The 21,815-nt window shown below is 35.2% G+C and carries 20 protein-coding genes and 1 riboswitch; of the genes, 2 read left to right on the top strand and 18 right to left on the bottom strand.

Going from position 1 to position 21,815, the window contains the following annotated elements; genetic code table 11:
• Positions 1–159: 159 nt before the first annotated feature.
• The 13 genes from thiT to ACQV2G_RS04305 form a co-directional block, all read right to left on the bottom strand.
• Positions 160–714, bottom strand: coding sequence for an energy-coupled thiamine transporter ThiT (gene thiT, locus ACQV2G_RS04365; protein WP_428876228.1), 555 nt, complete (start codon positions 712–714; stop codon positions 160–162).
• 47 nt (positions 715–761) lie between these two features.
• Positions 762–861, bottom strand: a riboswitch (TPP riboswitch).
• Between the two features lie 137 nt (positions 862–998).
• Positions 999–1,523 (bottom strand): QueT transporter family protein, encoded by a 525-nt coding sequence (locus ACQV2G_RS04360; protein WP_428876227.1) that lies wholly within the window; start codon positions 1,521–1,523, stop codon positions 999–1,001.
• 207 nt (positions 1,524–1,730) lie between these two features.
• Positions 1,731–2,336, bottom strand: coding sequence for a sigma-70 family RNA polymerase sigma factor (locus ACQV2G_RS04355; RefSeq protein WP_428873068.1), 606 nt, complete (start codon positions 2,334–2,336; stop codon positions 1,731–1,733).
• A 12-nt stretch (positions 2,337–2,348) separates the two neighbouring features.
• Positions 2,349–2,891, bottom strand: a complete 543-nt coding sequence (locus ACQV2G_RS04350) for an NYN domain-containing protein (RefSeq protein ID WP_428873067.1) — start codon at positions 2,889–2,891, stop codon at positions 2,349–2,351.
• A gap of 8 nt (positions 2,892–2,899) precedes the next feature.
• The gene (gene rlmB, locus ACQV2G_RS04345; RefSeq protein ID WP_428873066.1) at positions 2,900–3,730 is read right to left on the bottom strand and encodes a 23S rRNA (guanosine(2251)-2'-O)-methyltransferase RlmB; all 831 of its coding nucleotides are present in this window, start codon (positions 3,728–3,730) and stop codon (positions 2,900–2,902) included.
• Positions 3,731–3,732: 2 nt separating this feature from the next.
• A complete protein-coding gene (locus ACQV2G_RS04340) occupies positions 3,733–4,149 on the bottom strand; it encodes a Mini-ribonuclease 3 (protein WP_428876226.1) in 417 nt (138 codons plus the stop codon).
• Positions 4,150–4,151: 2 nt separating this feature from the next.
• Positions 4,152–5,582, bottom strand: coding sequence for a cysteine--tRNA ligase (gene cysS, locus ACQV2G_RS04335; RefSeq protein WP_428876225.1), 1,431 nt, complete (start codon positions 5,580–5,582; stop codon positions 4,152–4,154).
• Between the two features lie 145 nt (positions 5,583–5,727).
• Positions 5,728–6,735: a lipoate--protein ligase gene (locus ACQV2G_RS04330; RefSeq protein ID WP_428873063.1), complete on the bottom strand. Its 1,008-nt coding sequence runs from the start codon at positions 6,733–6,735 to the stop codon at positions 5,728–5,730.
• A 110-nt stretch (positions 6,736–6,845) separates the two neighbouring features.
• Positions 6,846–8,318 carry a glutamate--tRNA ligase gene (gene gltX, locus ACQV2G_RS04325; RefSeq protein WP_428873062.1) on the bottom strand — a complete coding sequence of 491 codons (1,473 nt, stop codon included), beginning with the start codon at positions 8,316–8,318 and terminating at the stop codon, positions 6,846–6,848.
• A 73-nt stretch (positions 8,319–8,391) separates the two neighbouring features.
• Entirely contained in the window at positions 8,392–9,486 is a 1,095-nt protein-coding gene (locus ACQV2G_RS04320) for a PIN/TRAM domain-containing protein (RefSeq protein ID WP_428873061.1), read from the bottom strand.
• 29 nt (positions 9,487–9,515) lie between these two features.
• Positions 9,516–10,892 carry a DNA repair protein RadA gene (gene radA / locus ACQV2G_RS04315; protein ID WP_428873060.1) on the bottom strand — a complete coding sequence of 459 codons (1,377 nt, stop codon included), beginning with the start codon at positions 10,890–10,892 and terminating at the stop codon, positions 9,516–9,518.
• Between the two features lie 12 nt (positions 10,893–10,904).
• Positions 10,905–11,441, bottom strand: coding sequence for a dUTP diphosphatase (locus ACQV2G_RS04310; protein ID WP_428876224.1), 537 nt, complete (start codon positions 11,439–11,441; stop codon positions 10,905–10,907).
• 121 nt (positions 11,442–11,562) lie between these two features.
• Positions 11,563–13,014 (bottom strand): alpha-amylase, encoded by a 1,452-nt coding sequence (locus tag ACQV2G_RS04305; protein WP_428876223.1) that lies wholly within the window; start codon positions 13,012–13,014, stop codon positions 11,563–11,565.
• 229 nt (positions 13,015–13,243) lie between these two features.
• Here ACQV2G_RS04305 and ACQV2G_RS04300 point away from each other — a divergent pair, with 229 nt between their 5' ends.
• Positions 13,244–14,191, top strand: a complete 948-nt coding sequence (locus ACQV2G_RS04300; RefSeq protein WP_428876222.1) for a C39 family peptidase — start codon at positions 13,244–13,246, stop codon at positions 14,189–14,191.
• A 43-nt stretch (positions 14,192–14,234) separates the two neighbouring features.
• Positions 14,235–15,092, top strand: a complete 858-nt coding sequence (locus tag ACQV2G_RS04295) for a cation diffusion facilitator family transporter (RefSeq protein WP_428873056.1) — start codon at positions 14,235–14,237, stop codon at positions 15,090–15,092.
• A 563-nt stretch (positions 15,093–15,655) separates the two neighbouring features.
• Here ACQV2G_RS04295 and ACQV2G_RS04290 read toward each other — a convergent pair.
• The 5 genes from ACQV2G_RS04290 to ACQV2G_RS04270 form a co-directional block, all read right to left on the bottom strand.
• Positions 15,656–16,846, bottom strand: coding sequence for an acetyl-CoA C-acetyltransferase (locus ACQV2G_RS04290; RefSeq protein WP_428876221.1), 1,191 nt, complete (start codon positions 16,844–16,846; stop codon positions 15,656–15,658).
• Between the two features lie 33 nt (positions 16,847–16,879).
• Entirely contained in the window at positions 16,880–17,698 is an 819-nt protein-coding gene (locus ACQV2G_RS04285) for a hypothetical protein (protein ID WP_428875072.1), read from the bottom strand.
• A gap of 69 nt (positions 17,699–17,767) precedes the next feature.
• Positions 17,768–19,147 (bottom strand): replicative DNA helicase, encoded by a 1,380-nt coding sequence (dnaB, locus tag ACQV2G_RS04280; protein WP_428876220.1) that lies wholly within the window; start codon positions 19,145–19,147, stop codon positions 17,768–17,770.
• 23 nt (positions 19,148–19,170) lie between these two features.
• A complete protein-coding gene (rplI, locus tag ACQV2G_RS04275; protein ID WP_428873052.1) occupies positions 19,171–19,623 on the bottom strand; it encodes a 50S ribosomal protein L9 in 453 nt (150 codons plus the stop codon).
• 2 nt (positions 19,624–19,625) lie between these two features.
• Positions 19,626–21,623 carry a DHH family phosphoesterase gene (locus ACQV2G_RS04270; protein WP_428873051.1) on the bottom strand — a complete coding sequence of 666 codons (1,998 nt, stop codon included), beginning with the start codon at positions 21,621–21,623 and terminating at the stop codon, positions 19,626–19,628.
• Between the last annotated feature and the right edge of the window lie 192 nt (positions 21,624–21,815).

Raw genomic sequence — 21,815 nt, 5'->3', positions numbered from 1 at the left:
CACATTAAATGAAGATTAAAAGGTATTGTGAAAATATAAATTGAAACGTTAGTATAAATGCTTTTATTTAACTTTTTATTGTGATTGGTTTAAATTTAATTTAAAAATGTGCACAAAAAAAGTAGTGGAGAAATATTCACTACTTTAAATATAAACTTATTATCTATATAGCTTACGATCGAATAAACGAGGGGCTGCTTGATAGACTAGGATTAGAATGATTGCCGAAGCAAAAGATGTTAATAAGGCACTCGCTCCATTCATGATAAATGAGAAGACTAAGGGTGACATCCCTTCAGGTGCATAAGATCCCCAATAAATATAGCCAGCGACAAAGTGCCAGAAGAAACGTGCAAATGTTCCAATGAAAGTTGCTAAAATTAAAGGCCAAGCTTTATTTTCAGACTGATAAAAACGCTCAGACATTAAGCCCGCAAAACCACCAAAAGCAAAAGCAAGGAGGTATTCAATTAATACCTGACTAACGCTTAAAAAATATACATTCCCTAGGGGGAAATGTAGCAAACCCCATAGAAAGCCGCAAAACAGCCCCCATTTAAATCCTCGTTTTAAGGATAAAATTGTCAATGGTACCATGCCTAAAGAAATCGTTAATGAAGCACCGAAATTTGTCGGTAATAAAGACAGGACCACTGCGATAGCAGCAAAAATAGCTGCTTCTACTAGAAGTAAAACATTTTTATTCTTTCCCATAAAAAAACTCCTTACATTTTTGCAAAGTAAAGAGAAAAGGCATAAAGTCCCTATTTCAAAGTAATTCCTACGCACGTTTGACCGTGATCAGGTTCAAGGGTCTGGAACAAGTCCACTCTCAGCTTCAAGGCTCCCCTTTACTTTACGATTATTTAACTGCCATTATTTTAGCATTCAAATGTTTGCTTGTAAATTAATTCTTTTCAATTTTCATTTTAAAAAAGCTAATATTTCTTGACCGTTTTTGAAATATAAATTGATGATTGCTTCTAATAATCTATCACTTAACGTCTTAAATCGATTCGCTCACTGATAAAATAGATAATTATTCCTCCAACCAATAGAGATAAGCCTTCACTAACCATCATACTTACAAGTCGGGTTATAAAAGTTTCCCAAGGAGCTCCTAAAAAAACAACTAACAAGGCAATATTAACCATCGATATAGTCATGGATAGGCCAATAATTAAATATTTGAAAAACAGCGACTTATTAATTTCATCTTTCTTACTATCAATTAAAGGAAATAGTTTTTCAATGATAAAGCAAGCTAAATGTAAAAAAATAAAGCTAGTGAGCGAGCCAATGATCATATCCCAAATACCGTAAGAAAAATAATTGACAATAAAAACGCCTAAAGTAACTCCTAAAATATAACGTTTATTATAAAGGGCTAAAAAATTCAATCCCTCACTGATACGAATTCCCAATCCAAAGGAAAGAGGGGAAATTATCAAAGTCAACACAATGTAGCAAGCAGCAACTAATGCTATTCGCGTTAAATCATTAGTAGTATATTTTTTTTTCATATTAGTCTCCTTTATAGAGCAGGCTCTAGTAATTACTATGACCAAAGGACTGAGGGTGGCTTGATCCACCGAAGAATCATAGTGTTCATAAAGAACAGACCGTAGTATATCATAAGTAGATTGCACAAGTAAAGACTCAGATTCCTAATAAAAAAGCCAAGAATCGGTCTATTTTCGACTAATTCTTGGATAAATTATTAGTAGTTTCTACTCAGCGATAATATCTCTTAACTTATCTTTTGCTCGTCTCAAAGCATTTTTGACTCGATTTTTATCAATACCTAAATACTCAGCAATTTCTCTTGGTTTCATTGATAAATCACTATAACAGAAGATAATCTGTCTTTCAAAAAGACTTAGCTTAGCAAGATAACGTTCTTTTTCTTCATTGACAATAACTTGTAATTCGGGAGTAGTTGCTAATTGATAGTCATAGCTTAAGCTCTTATGACTAATACTATCACCAATTTCAAGCTGATCGCGTTCAGCGTCCATTCCAAAGCGAATGGTTTGAGCTTCTTTGGAATTGCGACGGAGTAAATTAATCAGGTAATTATACAATGATCTTTGAAAATAAGGGGCAAAATAACCACCATAAGCAGGATCATAATGTTGAATTACCCGATACATCAGGATAACTCCTTCTTGAATAATGTCTTCTGGTTCATAGCCATCCACTGGCATTTGATAAGCAAATTTTTTTAAGAGGGGAATAAAACGTTCAACTAGTAACATAAATGAAAACTCATCAGCGATATTTTCTTTCAAGCGCATAATCAACATTTCATTGGTCAAATGGTCAAACTCGTTCATTTCATCTCTCCATTATTCATTCTTGTCATCATCTAAGCGAAATCTTAGATCATCTAATAGCTTCAATTGGTCAAGCTTCCAAGGGCTCCGCCGCCTGATTAACTGTGAATAGTGGTCTTCAACTGTTTGTCGAACTTGTCTTTTATTAAATTGTAACTGCATATAAAGCTCATTAGCAGACATTCGCATGGCACCTTTTTGAAAAATTAGCCATTGCTCTGCCATATCGCTTGTCGCAACTACCACACGATTAAGAGGAGAAATCCAATGAGCTACTTCTCTTTCAATATAGGAATCAGCTGTTTCCCCTTCTTGTGTAAAAACAACTTCGACTTGATAGTGTTCATAAATTTGTGTTATTCCGGGAACAAATTGTGCATCAAAGACAACGATAATTTTGAGGTCTCGGTATTTTCGATATTCTGAAAGCTCAAATAATAATTGATCGCGCGCTTGATTTAACTGGTCCATTTTTTTAAGTTGGGTAAGTTCTGGCCATGCACCAATCATGTTATAACCGTCAACAAATAAAATTTCCTGACGTTTATATCGCATGATAATCCCTACTTTCCAATACGGTGGCGTGCTACTTCATACATCAAGACTGCACTTGCAACAGATGCATTCAGACTTTGCACATGCCCAACCATCGGAATAGTAACGATTCCATCTGCTGATTTTTTTACAAGTTCAGAAACCCCTTGACCTTCATTACCAATTACTAATGCAATTGGTCCATGTGAATCCCACTGACGCATATCTTCTCCAGCCATATCCGTCGCAAAGATCCATATTCCCTTTTCTTTTAACTGATCCATAACCTGTTTAATGTTAGCTACTCGGATCACTGGAACATGTTCAATGGCTCCAGTAGATATTTTTGCAACTACATTGGTTAATCCAACTGAACGTCTTTTAGGGATAATCACCCCATGAACGCCTGTAGCGTCTGCCGTTCTTAGAATAGAGCCCAAGTTATGTGGATCGACAATCCCATCTAAAATAAGAATAAAAGGATCCTCTCCTCTTGAAGCTGCTAACTGAAGAGCATCTTCTAGTTCAGCGTAATCAAAAGGAGGAATAGTTAGAACAACACCTTGATGATTTTCACCATCAACCATTTCATCTAGCTTCGACTTTGGCACTTCCTGGAATACAATTCCTTTAATTTTAGCCATTTTTATTATACTAGATATTACTTCTCCTGCAATCCCTATTTGAATAAATAATTTATTAACTTGCTTTTTTGTTTCTAAATAAGCTTGAACAGCATGTTTACCGTAGATCGATTCACTATTTTCAAAAGCTTTTGAGTCTACCAAAGGCTCTTTGAAAGAATTTATATTGGAGCGTTTTTTCTTATGAAAATCCGCTGTATGATTTTTCTTTCTCATTATTAGGCTCCTTCTTCATTAATATATTGAATCGCTAGTTCAATTAAATGATAGCAACGCTCTTCTTGTCCACTTAATTTAAGCCAACCCAATAATGCCTCAAATCCGCTAGCTTGACGGTAATCACCGATCGAAGCATTTTTAGCTTTTGTATTGGCCTTATGATTGCGCCCACGTTTATAGATTTGAATTTCTTCAGCTGTTAAGAAATCATCTTGCTGAATCCAATGATGCATCACTTTCGCTTGCCCCTTAGCCGAAACATATTTGATGGCGGCTTTGTGCAATTTATTGGGATGCGTTTTTCCTAATTCAATCACATGCTTGCGTATCTCTACTTCAAAAACAGCATCTCCTACATAGGCTAAGGCTGCGCCATTTAGCAAAGAATACTTATCTGGTGTATTTTCATTTGTCACTTTTATCCTCTTTTCCACCTTGTTCCTTGCGGAGTATCATCTAATAAAATATTTTGCTCTTTCAACCAATCACGAATTTCATCCGCTCTTTGAAAGTTTTTCTCTTTACGCGCTTGATTTCTTTCCTCAATTAAATTTTCAATTTCGCTATCAAGGACTTCTGTCGAATTTAATTCCAAACCGAAGATCCCTAAAAGTTGATACATCAATTGATTGATTTCTTTTAACAATTGAAGCGCCACAGCTTCTTGATCAAGATAGCGATGAATTTGCTTACTCATTTCAAAAATAGCTGATAAAGCATTAGCCGTATTGAAGTCATCTTCCATCGCTTGATTAAAAGCATCCAGGCCTTCTTTGATTGCTTCTCTTACTTCCTGTTCTCTATCAAGACTAGCTTGTCCACTTCCTAAATGATCCATTCGATAGGCTAAGCGATCCATCAGTTCTTTCAAACGTTCAACTTCACGACTTGCAGTAGCGATGGCATTAGCATCATAACGGATAGGACGACGGTATTGCACACTAGCTAAAAGATAGCGTATAACCATTGGATCGTATTCTTTAATAATATCCCTTAGAAGCACAAAATTACCTAATGATTTCGACATTTTCTCTCCATTGGATCCCATAGTTACAAACCCATTATGTAACCAATATTTAGCAAATGGATGAGAATAATCAGAATGGGCTTCGGACTGAGCGATTTCATTTTCATGATGAGGAAACTGTAAGTCTTGACCACCCCCATGAATATCAATCGTTTCACCCAAGTATTTCGTAGCCATTACCGAGCACTCAATATGCCATCCGGGTCTACCTTTACTCCATGGCGATTCCCAAGAAACCGCACTTTTTCCAGCTGCCTTCCATAAAGCAAAATCAATCGCATTTTCCTTTTTTTCACTCTCTTCATCAGTAATTCGTTGACTAGCGCCATCACGCAAATCGCTGATAGACTGGTCCGATAATTGGCCATACTTCTCAAATTTAGCTGTCCGATAATAGACGTCTCCTTGGCTTTCATAAGCATAGCCCTTATCGATTAAAACTTTAATAAAATCAATGATTTCTGGGATGTTTTCCATAACACGCGGGTTATTGCTGGCGGGCTTAACATTAATCGCACGCATATCTTCTTTATAGGCAGCAATATACTTATCAGAAAGCTCTTTGGCTGTTAATCCTTCCTTTTCAGCTGCCTTAATAATTTTATCATCCACATCAGTAAAGTTACTGACAAAATTCACTTCATAACCGCGATACTCTAAATAACGACGAATAGTATCAAAAGCAACAGCAGAACGTGCATTACCAATATGAATATAGTTATATACTGTTGGCCCACAAAGATAAAAGCTCACTTTTCCTTCTTCTAGGGGAATAAAGTTTTCCTTTTGACGTGTTAAGGTATTAAATAATTGAATAGCCATCTTATGAACCCTCTTTCTATCATTAAACTTGAGGCTTATTATATCATTACTAGCACTTACTTTCGAATAAATATATTGGCATTTAATGAGTCCATAAAGAATTAAAAAAGCCGGAAATATTTCCGGCCAATAATTTATTGCACTTTTATGAGAAAATCATTTCAACAAGCTCTTCTGCTTCAACATTTCCTAAATATTTTTTAAGATCCATATTTTCTAGGGCCTTTAAAATACTTTGACGTTCAAATTTAACGCCAGTTATAGCATTTTCTACATCTTCAATTTCACCAAGTCCAAAGAAATCACCATAAATTTTGGTATCGGTAATCATGGCATCTTTAATGTTGAAGCGCATATCTACAAAACCGAAAGGGAATTTGTGAGAGGCTTGAATATCAAATTTTGGTGAGTGACCGTAGTTCCAATCCCAATTACCAAAACGCTCTTCACGAATTTGATAAACCTTTTCCCAGTCTTCTTTTGTCAAATGATATTCTTTAACATCTTCGCGTTTTTCAACATTAAAGATTTCTAATAAGACAAGGTCTCTGAATTGCTCAGTAGTTAACTCTTTATACTTATCATCCACGTAAGGCTTTAAGTTTGTCACCCGTGAGCGTACTGACTTGACACCTTTAGATTCAAACTTTGCTTTGTTTGGTTTTAATGCATTATTGACTTCGTCTAAATCAGAATCGAATAAAATCGTTCCATGAGCTGTCATACGCCCACGTTTAGCATACATTGCATTACCAGAGAACTTCTTGCCATCTACTAGTAAATCATTTCGGCCTAACAATTCAGCTGAAGTGGCTCCCATCTTATGTAAAGCATCAATGACGGGTTGAGTAAATGCTTTAAAATCTCTAAATGTTCCATCATCATCTTTGATAAAGCAGAATGAGAAGTTTCCTAAATCATGGTAAACGGCTCCCCCACCTGACATACGGCGAACTACTCGAATATTATGTTCATCAACATAAGCTTGATTAATTTCTTCAAAAGTGTTTTGATTACGGCCAATAATAATCGAAGGTTCATTAATGTAGAAAAGTAAAATTGGCTCATCGACTAAGCGATTCTCTACTAAATAAGTTTCCAAAGCAATATTGACACTCGCATCATAGTTATTTTCATTATCTACGAAATACATAAGTAGCCTCCTTCAAATTTGTGCATATTTATTATGACATTCCATTATTTAAAGCTCAAGAAAAAGCTCTCAAACAAAAGTGGAAACCATCGGTTTCCACTTTGTATTCACTAAAGCGATAAAACTTGCTGAATATGGTCTAAGGCTTTTTTCTTGCCTAGTACTTCAATCATATCCGGCAATTCTGGACCATGCATTTGACCAGAAACCGCAATTCGGATTGGCATAAAGAGGGTTTTCCCTTTAATACCAGTTTCCTTTTGAATTTCCTTAGTCAATGGTTTGATATTGCTAGCTACAAAATCTTCATCTGACAAAGCCTGTAATTTGCTTTGCATAGCTTGAACGACTGTTGAAGCACTCTCAGCTTGCATAATTTCTTTTGCTTCCTCACTCAGCTCTAACTTATCATTGAAGAATAAGCTAGATGCTTCAACAATCTCAGCACCATAAGAAATTTGCTCATGGTATAAGCTAACTAGCTTTTTAACCCAGGCTAATTCTTCTGCATTAGGATCAGCACTTACTTTTCCTGCTTTTTGTAAATGAGGTAATGCATAGTCTACCACTGTCTCAAGATCTGCTGCTTTCATGTAAGTGTTGTTAATCCATTCTAATTTCTTCTTATCAAATGAAGCAGGAGAAGTTGATAGACGTTCTGGGTCAAATTGTTCCACTAACTCTTGTGGCGAGAAGATTTCTTCTTCACCTTTTGGTGACCAACCTAATAAGGCAATAAAGTTAAACAAAGCCTCTGGTAAATAACCTAAGTTACGGTATTGCTCAATAAATTGTAGGATTCCACCATCACGTTTAGATAACTTTTTATTAGTTTCGGCATTAATAATTAATGTCATATGACCAAATTCTGGATATTCCCAATCAAAAGCATCATAAATCATCATTTGTTTAGGGGTGTTCGCAATATGGTCATCTCCACGTAAAACATGAGTGATCTTCATCATATGATCATCCACAGTTACAGCAAAGTTATAAGTAGGCATACCGTCTCTCTTTTGAATTACCCAATCGCCTGAAATATTTTTCGATTCAAAGCTTACAGGCCCTTTTACTATATCATCAAATTGATAAGTAACATTTGCTGGTACTCTAAAACGAACAACAGGCTGACGGCCCTCAGCTTCAAAAGTTTCTTGTTCTTCCTTGGTTAAGTGGGCATGTTTTCCCCCATAATGAGGCATTTCTCCACGAGCCTTTTGTTCTTCTCTTTCTGCTTCTAACTCTTCTTCAGTCATATAGCATTTATAAGCCAAGTCACGAGCTAATAAGTCATCAATCAAGGGTTGATAGATATGCAAACGCTCTGATTGTCTGTAAGGACCATATTCACCAGGATTAACCGGGGATTCGTCCCAATCAATACCTAGCCAAGTTAGATTGTCTAATTGGCTTTGTTCACCATGTTCTAGATTACGTTTTGTATCTGTATCTTCTGTCCGAATGATAAACGTTCCATCTTGTGAACGTGCATATAGATAATTAAACAAAGCTGTTCTCGCATTCCCAATGTGTAAATCGCCCGTAGGGCTTGGTGCATAACGCACACGAATTTTATCGCTCATTGTATTTCTCCTTTAATTCCATCTAGTCTACAAAAGCTATTGTACTCCTTCATCTAATGAGATTCAAATGCTCTTAATTTTCAAAAATTTTAGCAAAAATCATTCTACCAGCAGCTGTTTGCAAAGATGAAGTAACTACTACATTTAAATGCTTATTAATATAATTTTGGCCATCCTCAACCACTACCATGGTGCCATCATCAAGATAGGCCACCCCTTGGCGGCGTTCGGTTCCTGCTTTTATAATTTGAACTTGCATTTCCTCACCAGGTAACACTTCTGGTTTTACCGCATTGGCTAACTCATTAATGTTCAAGACAGGAACATTTTGAAATTCTGAAACTTTATTTAAATTGTAATCATTGGTTACCAAGATCGCATTTAAATCTTTAGCTAGCCTTACTAATTTCGCATCAACTTCTTCGATATCCGCATAGTCTCCTTCAAAAAAATCAATATTTATTTTGGAAGACTTTTGTAAAAGGTTTAGAATATCTAACCCACGTCTACCTTTTGCCCTTTTTAAAGAATCAGAAGCATCTGCAATATGTTGCAATTCAGATAAGACAAATTTTGGAACTAATAAACTTCCTTCTATAAAGCCTGTTTGAACCACTTCTGCTATTCTTCCATCAATAATTACACTAGTGTCTAATATCTTCAATCTTTGACCTGCTTTGACTTCGCTTTGTTTAGGTTTTTTATTCAATTCAAAAGAAGCAGATTGTAGTTTTTGGCCAGATTTTGTAAAGAGATGTAAGACTTCATCTCGGCGATTGATCATCATTTGATAACCAATCATTCCCCCTAAAACAGTCAGAACAAGCGGCATTGTACTCGATAAGAAAGGGATATCTAAAGACCCAATCGGCAACGAAAGTAAATAACCGATTAATAGTCCTAATAAAATGCCTAAAGCACCGAATAACAGATTTGGCGTTGACTGCTTTTCCAAAATAGATAGTAATTTATGAATTAATTGTTCAAAAAGCGGCGCAAGTAAAATACCTAATAACATAAAAATAAGTCCGAAAATCATACTATTCACAAAAGGATTGATTAATAATTGATGGTATAAGCGAAGACTACGCCAAATTTCTGCTCCTAAAGTATAGCCAAAACTTAAGCCAACAATCATTGATACACTAATCGTCATTTTTTTTATCATTTTTTCACCTCCTTTGTAAGAATTTTCAATTATTTAGGAAAAACGATTGAAATAGCTTGTTTGATCGTTTTAACTGGGATGACTTCAATCGATAGGTCCAGTTGTTTTAGATGCGATTGATTATTATAAGGGATAAAAACACGCTTAAAGCCTAATTTACTTGCTTCCTTAATTCGTTCTTCAATCTGATTGACTCTTCTAATTTCTCCAGTTAGACCAATCTCACCAATAAAGACATCATCTACTCTCACTTCTCGATTCCAATAGCTAGAAGCAATGCTTACAGCTATGGCTAAATCAATGGCGGGTTCATCTAAGCGAACCCCTCCAGTCGTTTTAAAAAAAGCATCTTGGTTTTGAACTAAAAGACCACAATGTTTCTCCATGACTGCTAATAAGAGCGATATACGTTGGTACTCTATTCCTGATGCGGTGCGTTTGGCGTTACCAAACACCGTCGGAGTCATTAATGATTGGATTTCAGCTAATACCGTTCGCGTCCCTTCCATGGCAGCAACAACTGTGGATCCGGTAGCACCTTCTATCCTCTCCTCTAAGAATAACTCTGAGGGGTTGGTTACTTCTACTAAACCTGTATCAATCATTTCAAAGACGCCAATCTCATTGGTAGATCCGTATCGGTTTTTTACAGCCCTTAAGATTCTGAAGCGATTATGTTTTTCACCTTCAAAGTATAAAACCGCATCTACCATATGTTCCAACATTCTAGGTCCCGCTATATTGCCTTCTTTAGTTACATGGCCAACTATAAAAATAGCAATTTTATGGTCTTTGGCTATTCGCATCAAAATATTAGTCGCTGCCCGTAACTGAGAAACAGATCCCACTAAGCCTTGATTGTCTGGTGATGCCATCGTTTGAATAGAATCGATGACTACGATTTCAGGATTCACTTCTTGAATTTGAGTCACAATATTACCCAAGTCCGTATCAGATAATAAATAAAAATCTTTACCACTTAATGCCAGTCTTTCAGCTCTGAGTTTAATTTGGGTTAAACTTTCTTCACCAGAAACATAAAGGACCCGCTGTTTCAAATTAGCCAAGCGAATGGATACCTGAAGTAATAAAGTCGATTTCCCAATTCCAGGATCGCCTCCAATTAAAACTAAACCACCTGGAACAATTCCCCCGCCTAATACTCGATCGAACTCTCCCATTTTTGTATTAATTCTTTCTTCAACTTGACTTGGAATTTGATCCAATTGAGTGGCTTTGCCGACCATTGATTGTGATGTATGAGTCAAAGTAGTTGAAGTAGTGGTTGTAGGGACCAATTGTTCTTCCATTTGATTCCAACTGCCACAATTTGGACATTTTCCTAACCACTTAGGTGACTCATAGCCACAAGCTAAACACTCATACATTACCTTATTTTTTGCCATTCAATCCCTCCCTTAACCAGATGACCCAAAACCACCCTGTCGATCACTATTAACTACTTGATCGTCATCTACTTGTAGAAATTTAGAAAAAATTCCTTGAGCAATCCTTTCACCCTTATGAATGGTTCGATCCTTCAAGCCATAATTAATAAGTTGAATATATATATGTCCTTCATTTTTTTCATTATTATAATAATCTTGATCAATAATACCAATACCATTAGGTAGGGTTGTTTGGTACTTATAACTTCCCGACGAGCGATTAACAATCTTCAAATATTCGTTTTCCATCATGTAGGCCTTTAAACCCGTTGGAACTAAAGTAGCCTGCCATAAGTCATCTTCCTTCATGGTTTCCTGACCCTTAATCATTAAAAAGGTATTATGTATTAAATAATAAACAGACTGTTTCCAAAAGGAAGGAAGTACAACCGTTTCGGCAGCTTCAATGTCATAGCCAGCTGAGTACTTGGTTTGCCGTTGAGGAATTCGAATCGCTTTATCCTTATACGAACGGATAACTTCAAAGCCCCGATTTTTCTTTTCCATTTTATTCACATCCTTTCATTCCCATGCTAAATAAGCCGTTTATATGAAAACGCTTAATAATATTATACGTGATTCTTTTAGATATATCTATCTTTAATAGTTTTAAATTTATCTTATTTCACTAGTCCCATATAGCTTTTTCATCAATCCAAACAGATACTGAGGCTTGATTAACTGGGAAAAATCCTTTTCCTTGCTCATTTAATTCTACTTTGCCTGAGTGATTATTTAGATAATCAACATAAATAGCTCCTGCATTCAATTCACCCATACTCATCTCTTTAAAACCTGCCTCACTATTAGTCATCACTACTGCTATCCCATAGGGATGTTCTTGTGTTCCTAGACAAGTCCAGCCTACGGTATTTCGATGGTCAAAGTAATCCACTTGCTCTCCGTAAGTATGATATTTTCGCAAGTGTAGTAAAGGATCGATTTGCTCTTGATAGGATGGGGACTTCTCTCCATTTTGTACTCCATAATAATCGCCATAAAAGAGAGTAGGAAGTCCTTGCTGACGCAAAAGAATTAAAGCATAGGCATGTTGTATAAACCATTCTTCGACTTGAGACTCAAGAGATTGTCCTAGTTGTGTGTCGTGATTATTAACAAATGTTACACTGACTAATGGATTGTCCTTAACTAAGCTTCCTGCAAAAATTTTACTTAAATCATACTGATTACCCGCTTGACTGGCTTGGTATAAATTCATATGTAAGCCTACATCAAAGAGATCTAACTGATAATTAATCGATTCTAAATAATCTAATTTTTTTTCAAGATCAGGATTCCAATATTCACCAATTAAATAAAAATCATCACCTTGTGTAAAATTAATTTCTTCACAGAGTTCTTTTATATAGTGAGAATCAATATGTTTTAATGCATCGAAGCGTAAACCTTTAACTCCCGTTTCATTCACCATCCATTTTAACCACTGTTTGATATGTTCGTTTACTTCAGGATGAGAAAAATCAATATCAGCAAACATCAGATAGTCATAATTACCATAGGTACTATCTACCGATTGATCATCAGCCCAACCTTTTTCGTCGCCTAAAATTAAATAAACACCCTCTTCATTATTAGTCGCATCATAATCAATGCCACTAAAATGGTACCAGTGCCATTCAAAATCTGAGTATTTATTCGCTCTACCTGGAAAATAGAAATGGGTCCAACCTTCAATTTCATAAGGATCAGAAATCATTTCTTGACGGTTTTCAGGATTCACTTTCATCACATGAAATTTTTCTTTACCATCTGCATAAGCCTTATGATTAATCACAAGATCAGCAATTGGTAGAATATCTTTTTGTTTGAGTAATTGAATAGCCTTCAATAAGTCTTCCTTTTTACCATACTTAGTGCGCACATTTCCTGCTTGATCAAACTCGCCCAAATCCCAAAGATCATAGACTCCATACCCCACATCATTAATAGAAGTGGCTTTACAAAAAGGAGGAAGCCAGATATGATCCACACCTATTTCATACAAGTGATCTACATCATTTTGTAAGTTTATCCAATGTTTTCCTTCATTAGGCAGATACCATTCAAAATACTGCATCAATAAGTTATTTTTTCCACTGTACTCTCTCCTTTATATACTCTTCCATTAAAACACAGGACTTAAAAATAGTCACAAATAAGCTCTTAGAGATTCTCATTTAGAATTTAAATTTACCTAATTGCGATATGATTACAAATTTTTTAGTTTTGTTTTTCGATAGGTTTCCCTTATAATTTATGCTATCATAAACAAGAATTTACGGAGTAATGCTCCATTGAGGAGGAAAACCATGCATTCATTTCAAGACAAAATAAATCGTCTTGCAGCCTTCTTATCCCTTATAACCATCCTATTAAGTCTAAGCTTAACTTTCTACTTAAACCATCTTTCTACAAAAGAAAATACCAGTCCAGAGAAAGTTACAACATCCAATCAAGCACTAATTAAAAAAAAATTACCGAGTGTAAAAAATGAAACCATTAATGAAGAAACAGCTACAGAAGAAGAAAAAATGCTGGCCCTTGAATTAAATAAATATGGTTCCAAAACAGCTTCCATTCAAGATGTTCAAGAATCGATTGCTGATATTATAAGAACAGATTATCAAGGAAATATTATGAGTGCTCAACAAGATATTGTACAAGCCATCAATGAGAACCAGATGAGTATTGAAAGAGAAGGAACCCTCTTTCTCCCTGATCAGCCTTCCTTCGCTAGTAAAAACTCTTATTTACAAATGGATGTTCCATTAATTTTACAAAAGTCACCCCTTTATTCAGACATCGATTATGGCGCTAGTCAACAAGATACTTTAGGTGACAATGGTTGTGCAATCGTATCTTTAGCCATGGTATATTCTTATCTATCCAACCGATTAGTTGAGCCAGAAGAAGTGCTTGAATGGTCCGGTCACGATTATTTTTTCGAAAATGAGGGTACCTCCTGGACTATATTTTCAGATTATGCAACCGATCATGGATTTAATTTTTATAATCATGGTAATAATTTTTACTCTGCTATGGAAGCTGTCCAAAAAGGCCAAGTGGTGATTGCATCTGTCAAACCTGGTTTCTTTACCGATGTAGGTCACATTATCGTAATTCGTGGCTATGAACCTGGCTATGTCTATGTCAATGATCCCAATGATAATCCTGAAAAAATGTATAGTTTCCAGCCCATTAATGAGCAAATTTTGCTAGATGAAGGATTAAACTACTGGTCTTTTTATAATGATTAAATTTAATTTCATAGAAATAAACCGTTAGGAGTTTTCAATCTTTATGAATAATTACAAACTCGCTTCCAAAGGTGCAGTGATTGGAATTACAGTTTATTTATTACTGACAACAATCAAGTTAACTACCGCTTCAATCTTTAAAGCAAATTCTTTACAAGCTGATGGTCTGAATAACTTATCAGACATTATTGCCTCTTCTGCTGTGTGGATTGGATTATATTTAGCAAAGAAGCCTGCTGATCATAACCATAAATTTGGACATGAAAAATACGAAATTATATCCAGTTTCATTGTCTCTTTGCTAATGTTCACAATTGGCTTTCAAGTAATTCTTTCAGGAATGAGTCAACTTTTTTCCAAAGACTATTCACAAACAAGCCAACAAGTTCTTCTTACTACACTTCTTTCAATCGTAATTCTGACTTTAACGAAGTCCTATTTAAAAAAATTAGCCACCCAATCAAATTCTGTCGGTTTAAAAGCTACTGCTAAGGATATGCAAGGTGACTTACTTATTTCAATAGCAACTCTTATCGGAAGTTTATGTGTCAGCTGGGGCTTTCCTATTATCGATACGTTTCTTTCAATTACAGTGGGCATTATTATTATACTGTCTGCCTTTGAAGTCTTTAAAGAATCGACTTTTACTTTATCAGATGGATTTGACCCTGAAACATTATTAATTTATGAAAAATGTATTCTCTCCCACCCTGATGTGATTGCTATTAATTCCATTCGCGCAAGAATGGCTACACAACAGATCTATTTAGATGTTACCATTGCTTTAGATCCGAGTATGTCCGTCTATCAATCACATTGTATTACAGAAGAAATCGAAGCTATCTTACAAGATCAATTTCAAATTAAAGATATCGACATTCATGTTGAACCCTATGAATAAATTAAAGCGGCTGGAACAAAAGGGCTTCTCAGCCGCCTCAAAATTTTCAGCGAGCCTAGATTGGAAAGTCACTTTCCAATCTAGGCTCGCTACTTTGCGTATTTACGTAGATTATTGACCACAAATATCAGCTTGACTTCGATCTTCACCTTATCTTTATCACAAAGGGGGTGGCGAGTAAAATCTAACTTTGCTTTTTCTTTTCCGTTTACAAACGCTTCTCAATCGTAACAAGGGCTTCCAGGAAGGTATCAGCTTGATCGAAAGACATGACCTGCTGAATCTCAGGTTGAATCTGTTCGACTATCTCATGAATTCACCTAAACACTATGATTTTCAGGGAATAAACAATCCATTTTCAGTGACAAGCAATTTTAATTCATAGTATACTGTTGCTACGTAGAAAACCCTCCACAATGGTTTTGTGATTACTACTATTACAACAATAAAAGCTTTCTTTGTTTATATTTTTAAAGAAAAAGTCCGATTAACGATTGTCTCGTTGACCGGACTTTCTTTAATTATTCAAGGCTTTTGTCCCAGCCCCTTTATTTTTTGTAAAATTATGCTCGCGTTCTTTCTATTATGACAGCATTTCCTTGTCCGCCACCTATACATAAGGTCGCTAATCCTCTTTCCACATTACGTATCTTCATTTCGTGAATCAGGGTGACAAGAATTCTCGCTCCACTACAGCCAATTGGATGCCCTAAAGCAATAGCTCCTCCATTAACATTAATGATTTCGTCCTTAATTCCTAATGCTCGATTGACTACTAAAGATTGAACTGCGAATGCTTCATTTCCTTCGATTAAATCCATATCTTCAATGGTTAAACCGACATTATTTAAAGCATTTTGAGTAGCTGGAATAGGTCCTGTTCCCATTAAAGAGGGTTCAACGCCTGCTTTACCTATTGAACGAATACTAGCCATTATTTCTAGTCCTAACTCTTTCGCTTTACGCTTAGACATTAGGAGTAAGACAGCAGCACCATCATTAATAGTTGAGGAATTGCCTGCAGTCACAGTCCCATTCTCTTTAAATACTGGTTTCAATTTTTCTAAGTCGGCAAGAGTTTGTCCCATGCGAATATTTTCATCCTCTTCAAAAACAACTTCTTGACCACGCTTCATTTGGACAATAGGAATAATTTCTTGCTTAAACCGACCAGAAGAATAAGCTTTTTCAGCTTTCTTTTGACTGCTTAACGCAAATTCATCTTGTTCTTCGCGACTGATTTGATATTTTTCAGCCAAGTTTTCAGCGGTTACTCCCATGTGATAACCTTCAAAAGCATCAGTCAAACCATCAAAAACTAAAGTATCCACTACCCTATCATTGCCTAGCTTGGAGCCCCAGCGATGATTGGAAAGAATATGAGGGGCTTGACTCATATTTTCACAACCCCCCGCCACCACAATTTCATTTTCACCTGTCATAATAGACTGGCTAGCTAACATAACAGCTTTCATTCCGGATCCGCAAACTTGATTGATAGTTGTAGCAGGTGTTTTGAAACTAATACCAGATTGAATAGCTATTTGACGAGCAACGTTTTGACCTAAACCTGCGGACAAGACATTTCCCATGAAAACTTCATCAACTAAAGAAGGATCGAGAGTGATATTATCAAGCATCCTTTTGAGTAACTGACTAGTCATTTCCACTGCCGAAACATCTTTCAAACTGCCGCCAAATCTTCCTATAGCTGTTCGATTTGCTGAAACAATCACTACTTCCTCTAAATTCATAAAATCCTCCTAAATTTCTTACTGCGAATAAAATTAGCTAAATAACCTTTGCAACCATGACTTTGACTTAATTGATTCGTTTTGTTCATCATCTTCATCCGAAGAGACTTTCATCGATTGAGCTACTTTATCTTCTATTCCCAGATGTTCAATAGTCTCTATTAAATGATTATTCTTCTTTTCTGTCAAGAGCATTAGCTGCTGTTGCTGGTCGACTAATTGCAGTAAATCATTAATTTGTTTATTTTTTTCTTTTAGTTCATTAATAAGAACATTTCTTTCTTTTTCATCCTTCAACCATTTTTCTTTCAGTTGTTCTTTGACAGTCTTTTCAATATAAGTTCTAATAGCTTGTTGCTGTTTTTTTAGATCCGTATCATCTGACATCAGATTTTTTTTTATAGTATTTGAAGAGCCTTTTTCTTTTACTTCTTCGTTTTCACTTGACTTTTCGTTTTTTGAGTCACGTTCATTTTCAAGTACAAATGAGATTTGCTTCGCCAGTTCAGGATCATAAGAAAAATCACGCTTGAGTTCTGTCAAATGATCTAGGGATTCAGTATTTTCCTCACCTGGTTTATCTTTTATACTTTCTTCATAATTCTGACTTTTTTCTTTTGTCACTTCATTTTTATTTTCGGCTTTGGCTTTGACTGTTTCTTCTATTTGAGTGTCAAATGTATCTGTCATAAAAGATTTTAATAGCTTTTGCTGTTCTTTTGTAAAAACCAATCTGTTTTCTTCATTATACACTTTCTCCTCATTAGGAATCTTTTTTGCATGATAATAGATCAATTGTCGAGTAACTTCTAATTCATCAGCAAATTCCTGGGCTGTTAAATATTCTTCCATATTATCTCCTCGTATTCTATCTTTCAAATCACTACTCTTTGTCAAATAACAAAAGAACCTTTTACTATATTATACAGTAAAAGGTTCTTTTTGATAGGATAAACTTGAAAACTTATTATACTCTTTTTTAAAAAGTAGTTTGACAGTATCTCTTGCACCTGCTCTATTTTTAGCAATAATTACTTCTACCGTATTATCTGGTAAATCGTCCTTGTGTCCTTCGTCTGCATCACCATTTTGCTGGTGATAATCCTCACGGTAAAGAAAAGCAACAATATCTGCATCTTGTTCAATTGAACCCGACTCGCGAATATCACTTAAAATAGGTCGCTTATTTTGCCTTTGTTCCAGACCACGAGAAAGTTGTGATAAGGCAATTACTGGAACCGATAATTCCTTAGAAAGTTTCTTTAACTGACGCGAAATTTCTGAGACTTCTTGTTGGCGGTTTTCTCTTCCATTTCCATCAATAAGTTGTAAATAGTCAATGACGATTAAACCTAAATCAGGATTTTCTTGTTTTAGACGACGACACTTAGCCCTAATTTCTGAAACGCGTATACCAGCTGAGTCATCAATATAAATAGGAGCTTCTCTTAATATATCAGTTGCTACCGTGAAACTTTTCCATTCATCATCCGTCAATTGCCCTGTTCGTAGATTCGATGCATGTATACTTCCTTCTGCACAAATCATCCGATATACCATGTCTAATGCACCCATCTCTAAGGAGAAAATTACAACTGGAACCTTAGATTTAGTTGCGACATTCTGTGCTATATTTAAGGCAAATGCTGTTTTACCAACAGAAGGTCTAGCGGCAATAATAACTAACTGATCGGGTTGAAAACCACTAGTTAATTTGTCCAGCTCATGATAACCAGTAGGAAGACCAACAACATCACGTTTTTCCTCTGCTAATTTTACGATATTATCAAAAGCCTCGGCTATCAATTGCCTCATCATTTGAGGTCTATTACTCTGAGAGCCTTCTCCTATTGATAAAATTAACTTTTCACTTTGATCGATGATCTCTTCTATTGCATGTTCTTCATCATAAGCAACTTGAGAAATTTTCGATGATGCATGAATGAGTTGTCGCAATATAGATTTTTCTTTAACAATTCTGGCATAATTTTCAATATTAGCAGTGGTCGGAGTGAAACCTGTTAGTTCAACAATATATTCATAGCCTCCGACATTTTCTAGTTGATCCAAAGCATCTAATTGATTCTTTAACATCAAATGGTCTAAGGTATTATCGCGATCAAAAACTCTCTCCATAGCTGCAAAAATTTGCTGATGGGCTACTTTATAAAAGTCCTGCTCTTGTAAAAGTGTTTGAACAGTTGCTAATTTCTTTGGATCTAATAAAAGACCACCTAAGACAGATCTTTCTGCTTCAATATTTTGAGGTGCTTGCATCTGATTCATTTGCGAAATATCCATCGTCTCACCTCTTTATATTTTATCTAAACTGCTTCGACTTTTACACGAATAGTTGCTATTACTTCGGTGTGCAATTTAACCGGAACATTGTGGAAACCTAAGGATGAAAGGTTATTTTCTAACTCAATTTTACGTTTATCTACTTCTATGTCGTATTGTTTCTTTAATTCTTGTGCTATTTGTTTAGAAGGGATGGTTCCAAATAAACGACCATCTTCACCTGATTTAGCTGAAATGATAACGATGGTTTCTTCTTTTTCAATTTGTACTTTTAAATCTTTTGCCTCTTGCAATGCTTCCGCTTCCAACTTTGCTTGAGCTTTCTTTTGTGCTTTGAATTCACTCATTGCTTTAGCATCAGCTACTTTTGCTAAACCATTTTTAATTAAGTAATTATTAGCATAACCATCTGAAACATTTATAATCTGACCCTTTTTACCTTGCTTACGAACATCTTCTAACAAAATGACTTTCATTTTTAGTCCTCCTTAACATTAATTACCTTAATTAATTGTTCTTCTACTTCTTGGATTGTTTGGTCTTTTATCTGTGTTGCTGCGTTAGATAAATGACCTCCACCTCCAAGCTTTTCCATAATAACTTGGACATTTATTTTACCCAAGCTTCTAGCTGAAATACCTATTTCGTTCTCATGGCGTTTATAAATAACAAATGAAGCTTCAATTTGATCAATTCCTAACAAATCATCAGCTGTTTGAGAAGCTAAGACATTGTCCACTACTATATCTTCATCCGTTACTGTTACCGCAAAGACCTTATCGATTATTTCAGTATTCTCAATCAAGCGATTTTTAATTTTAATGCTTTCTAAACTTTCTTTTAACAGATGCTTAATTTTTATATTATCTGCACCCATAGACTTTAAATATGCCGCTGCTTCAAAAGTTCTCGACCCGGTCCTTAAAGAAAATTGATTGGTATCAATAATTATACCAGCTAGCATAACTGTTGCAAGCATTTCATCAATTGCATTTTCCTTTTCATCCATCACACTAAAGTATTCCGTGAGTAATTCGACCGCTGATGAAGCCGAAGGTTCTAAATAACTTAGCACACAATTTTTGGGGAATTCTTCTGCCTGGCGATGGTGATCAATGATAACAATATCGTAGTCAAAAAAGATTGACTCAGCTTGTGAAATCATCGCTCGATGATGGTCTACCAAAATTAGTAAAGTTTTTTCATTTAAGTAGTTATCTAAATCTGCTTCTTCAATGAAAACTTCTTCATCAGACTTCTCGAAGTACTCATTATTAATAATCCCTTTTATATCTTGGTTGAGTTCATCTCTATCAATCAGAATTTTGGCTTGGCGATCAAAAGATTTTACAATTTGTCTGACAGCTAAGGCTGAACCAATTGAATCTAAGTCTGGTGACTGATGTCCACTAATTAAAATTCGATCATAAGTTAATACCGTACTTTTAAGCGCCTGGAAAAACATTTTACTGCGTATATCCGAACGGTTTTCTGTAAAACTAGTCTTTGCGCCATAGAACCTTGCTTTTCCTTCTATTTCACGAATGACAACTTGGTCTCCGCCACGACCTAGTGCTAAGTCTAGGTTGGATTTAACCTGCTTAGAAACTTCAATTATATTTTGTTGAGTATTTCGACTATAAGAAAAAGCGAGAGAAAGCGATATAGGAATTTTTCGACTGGTATAATACTCTTTAATAGCTTCAATGGATTCAAACTTTTCTTTTTCGAGTTCATTTAAAGAACTCTCATTCAACAAAAGTAGAAACTGATCTTCATCAGTTTGCTTTAAGTAAATTTGATAATGATCTGCCCAGCGATTAAGACGACTGATTAAATCAGATTCAAATTTTGCACTTGCTTCATCATCCATCGCATAAATGAGATCATCAAAATCATCTAATAATAAAGATCCCATTACTAGAATGGATTCACCGATTACTTTTTGAATTTCGATATCTTGTGTAATGTCATAAAGATAAAGTGCTTTATATTCATGATGATGTAAGGCTCGGTAATACCCATTAGTTAAAGACACTTCTTGCCATTGACTCATATTACTTTGTCCAAGAATTTGTGTCAATTTCCCATCCACTTTTTCAATTTTTTCACCAATAATATCCTGTTCAAAAATCTTCTTAATAGCTGGGTTAGTCCACGTTACTCTTTCTTCTTGATCATAGAGTATTACTCCTATTGGAGCATTATATAGGGCATATTCTTGCGCTAAAGAAGCATTTTCTGACATATGACTCGCCATCTTCGTTAAATCCTTAATAAAACCTTTAATATTAAAGGTAAAAAATAGAATGATGATACTAAGAAAAATTAGTAATAATACACCTATACGCCACTCTAATTTAAAGGCTACTCCAATTAAAACTATATAAATTAATAAAATAGAATAAATCTGCCAAGAAATTTGAAGCGAATGGAAGTAATCAAAAAATTCTTTTAGTTTTATTTTTTTAAACACAGTACACCTCGTAGTATTAATATCACTTATTTTATCATATTTAAGTGAAATGTTCTATCTACTAATTAATTACTTAATGTTTCACGTGAAACAAAAAAACCACCCAAAGGGTGGTACAGACTGTAGACAAAGTCCTCTAAATCACCAACCTATGGTGATTTAGAGGGCTTTTTGATATATAATAAAAAGAAA

The sequence above is a fragment of the Facklamia sp. P12955 genome (assembly GCF_050409565.1).
Classification (GTDB): Bacteria; Bacillota; Bacilli; order Lactobacillales; family Aerococcaceae; genus Facklamia.
Note: the sequence above shows the minus strand (reverse complement) of the source record. Positions and strands in the feature narration are given on the sequence as shown.

Excerpts from the sequence above, each read along its gene's own strand:
- ACQV2G_RS04355 (WP_428873068.1), bottom strand. The coding sequence starts at position 2,336 with ATGAACGAGTTTGACCATTTGACCAATGAAATGTTGATTATGCGCTTG.
- rplI (WP_428873052.1), bottom strand. The coding sequence starts at position 19,623 with ATGAAAGTCATTTTGTTAGAAGATGTTCGTAAGCAAGGTAAAAAGGGT.
- dnaB (WP_428876220.1), bottom strand. The coding sequence starts at position 19,147 with ATGGATATTTCGCAAATGAATCAGATGCAAGCACCTCAAAATATTGAA.
- ACQV2G_RS04300 (WP_428876222.1), top strand. The coding sequence starts at position 13,244 with ATGCATTCATTTCAAGACAAAATAAATCGTCTTGCAGCCTTCTTATCC.
- ACQV2G_RS04290 (WP_428876221.1), bottom strand. The coding sequence starts at position 16,846 with ATGAATTTAGAGGAAGTAGTGATTGTTTCAGCAAATCGAACAGCTATA.
- radA (WP_428873060.1), bottom strand. The coding sequence starts at position 10,892 with ATGGCAAAAAATAAGGTAATGTATGAGTGTTTAGCTTGTGGCTATGAG.
- gltX (WP_428873062.1), bottom strand. The coding sequence starts at position 8,318 with ATGAGCGATAAAATTCGTGTGCGTTATGCACCAAGCCCTACGGGCGAT.
- ACQV2G_RS04310 (WP_428876224.1), bottom strand. The coding sequence starts at position 11,441 with ATGGAAAAGAAAAATCGGGGCTTTGAAGTTATCCGTTCGTATAAGGAT.
- ACQV2G_RS04320 (WP_428873061.1), bottom strand. The coding sequence starts at position 9,486 with ATGATAAAAAAAATGACGATTAGTGTATCAATGATTGTTGGCTTAAGT.
- ACQV2G_RS04350 (WP_428873067.1), bottom strand. The coding sequence starts at position 2,891 with ATGCGATATAAACGTCAGGAAATTTTATTTGTTGACGGTTATAACATG.
- rlmB (WP_428873066.1), bottom strand. The coding sequence starts at position 3,730 with ATGAGAAAGAAAAATCATACAGCGGATTTTCATAAGAAAAAACGCTCC.
- ACQV2G_RS04360 (WP_428876227.1), bottom strand. The coding sequence starts at position 1,523 with ATGAAAAAAAAATATACTACTAATGATTTAACGCGAATAGCATTAGTT.
- ACQV2G_RS04295 (WP_428873056.1), top strand. The coding sequence starts at position 14,235 with ATGAATAATTACAAACTCGCTTCCAAAGGTGCAGTGATTGGAATTACA.
- ACQV2G_RS04330 (WP_428873063.1), bottom strand. The coding sequence starts at position 6,735 with ATGTATTTCGTAGATAATGAAAATAACTATGATGCGAGTGTCAATATT.
- cysS (WP_428876225.1), bottom strand. The coding sequence starts at position 5,582 with ATGGCTATTCAATTATTTAATACCTTAACACGTCAAAAGGAAAACTTT.
- ACQV2G_RS04285 (WP_428875072.1), bottom strand. The coding sequence starts at position 17,698 with ATGGAAGAATATTTAACAGCCCAGGAATTTGCTGATGAATTAGAAGTT.
- thiT (WP_428876228.1), bottom strand. The coding sequence starts at position 714 with ATGGGAAAGAATAAAAATGTTTTACTTCTAGTAGAAGCAGCTATTTTT.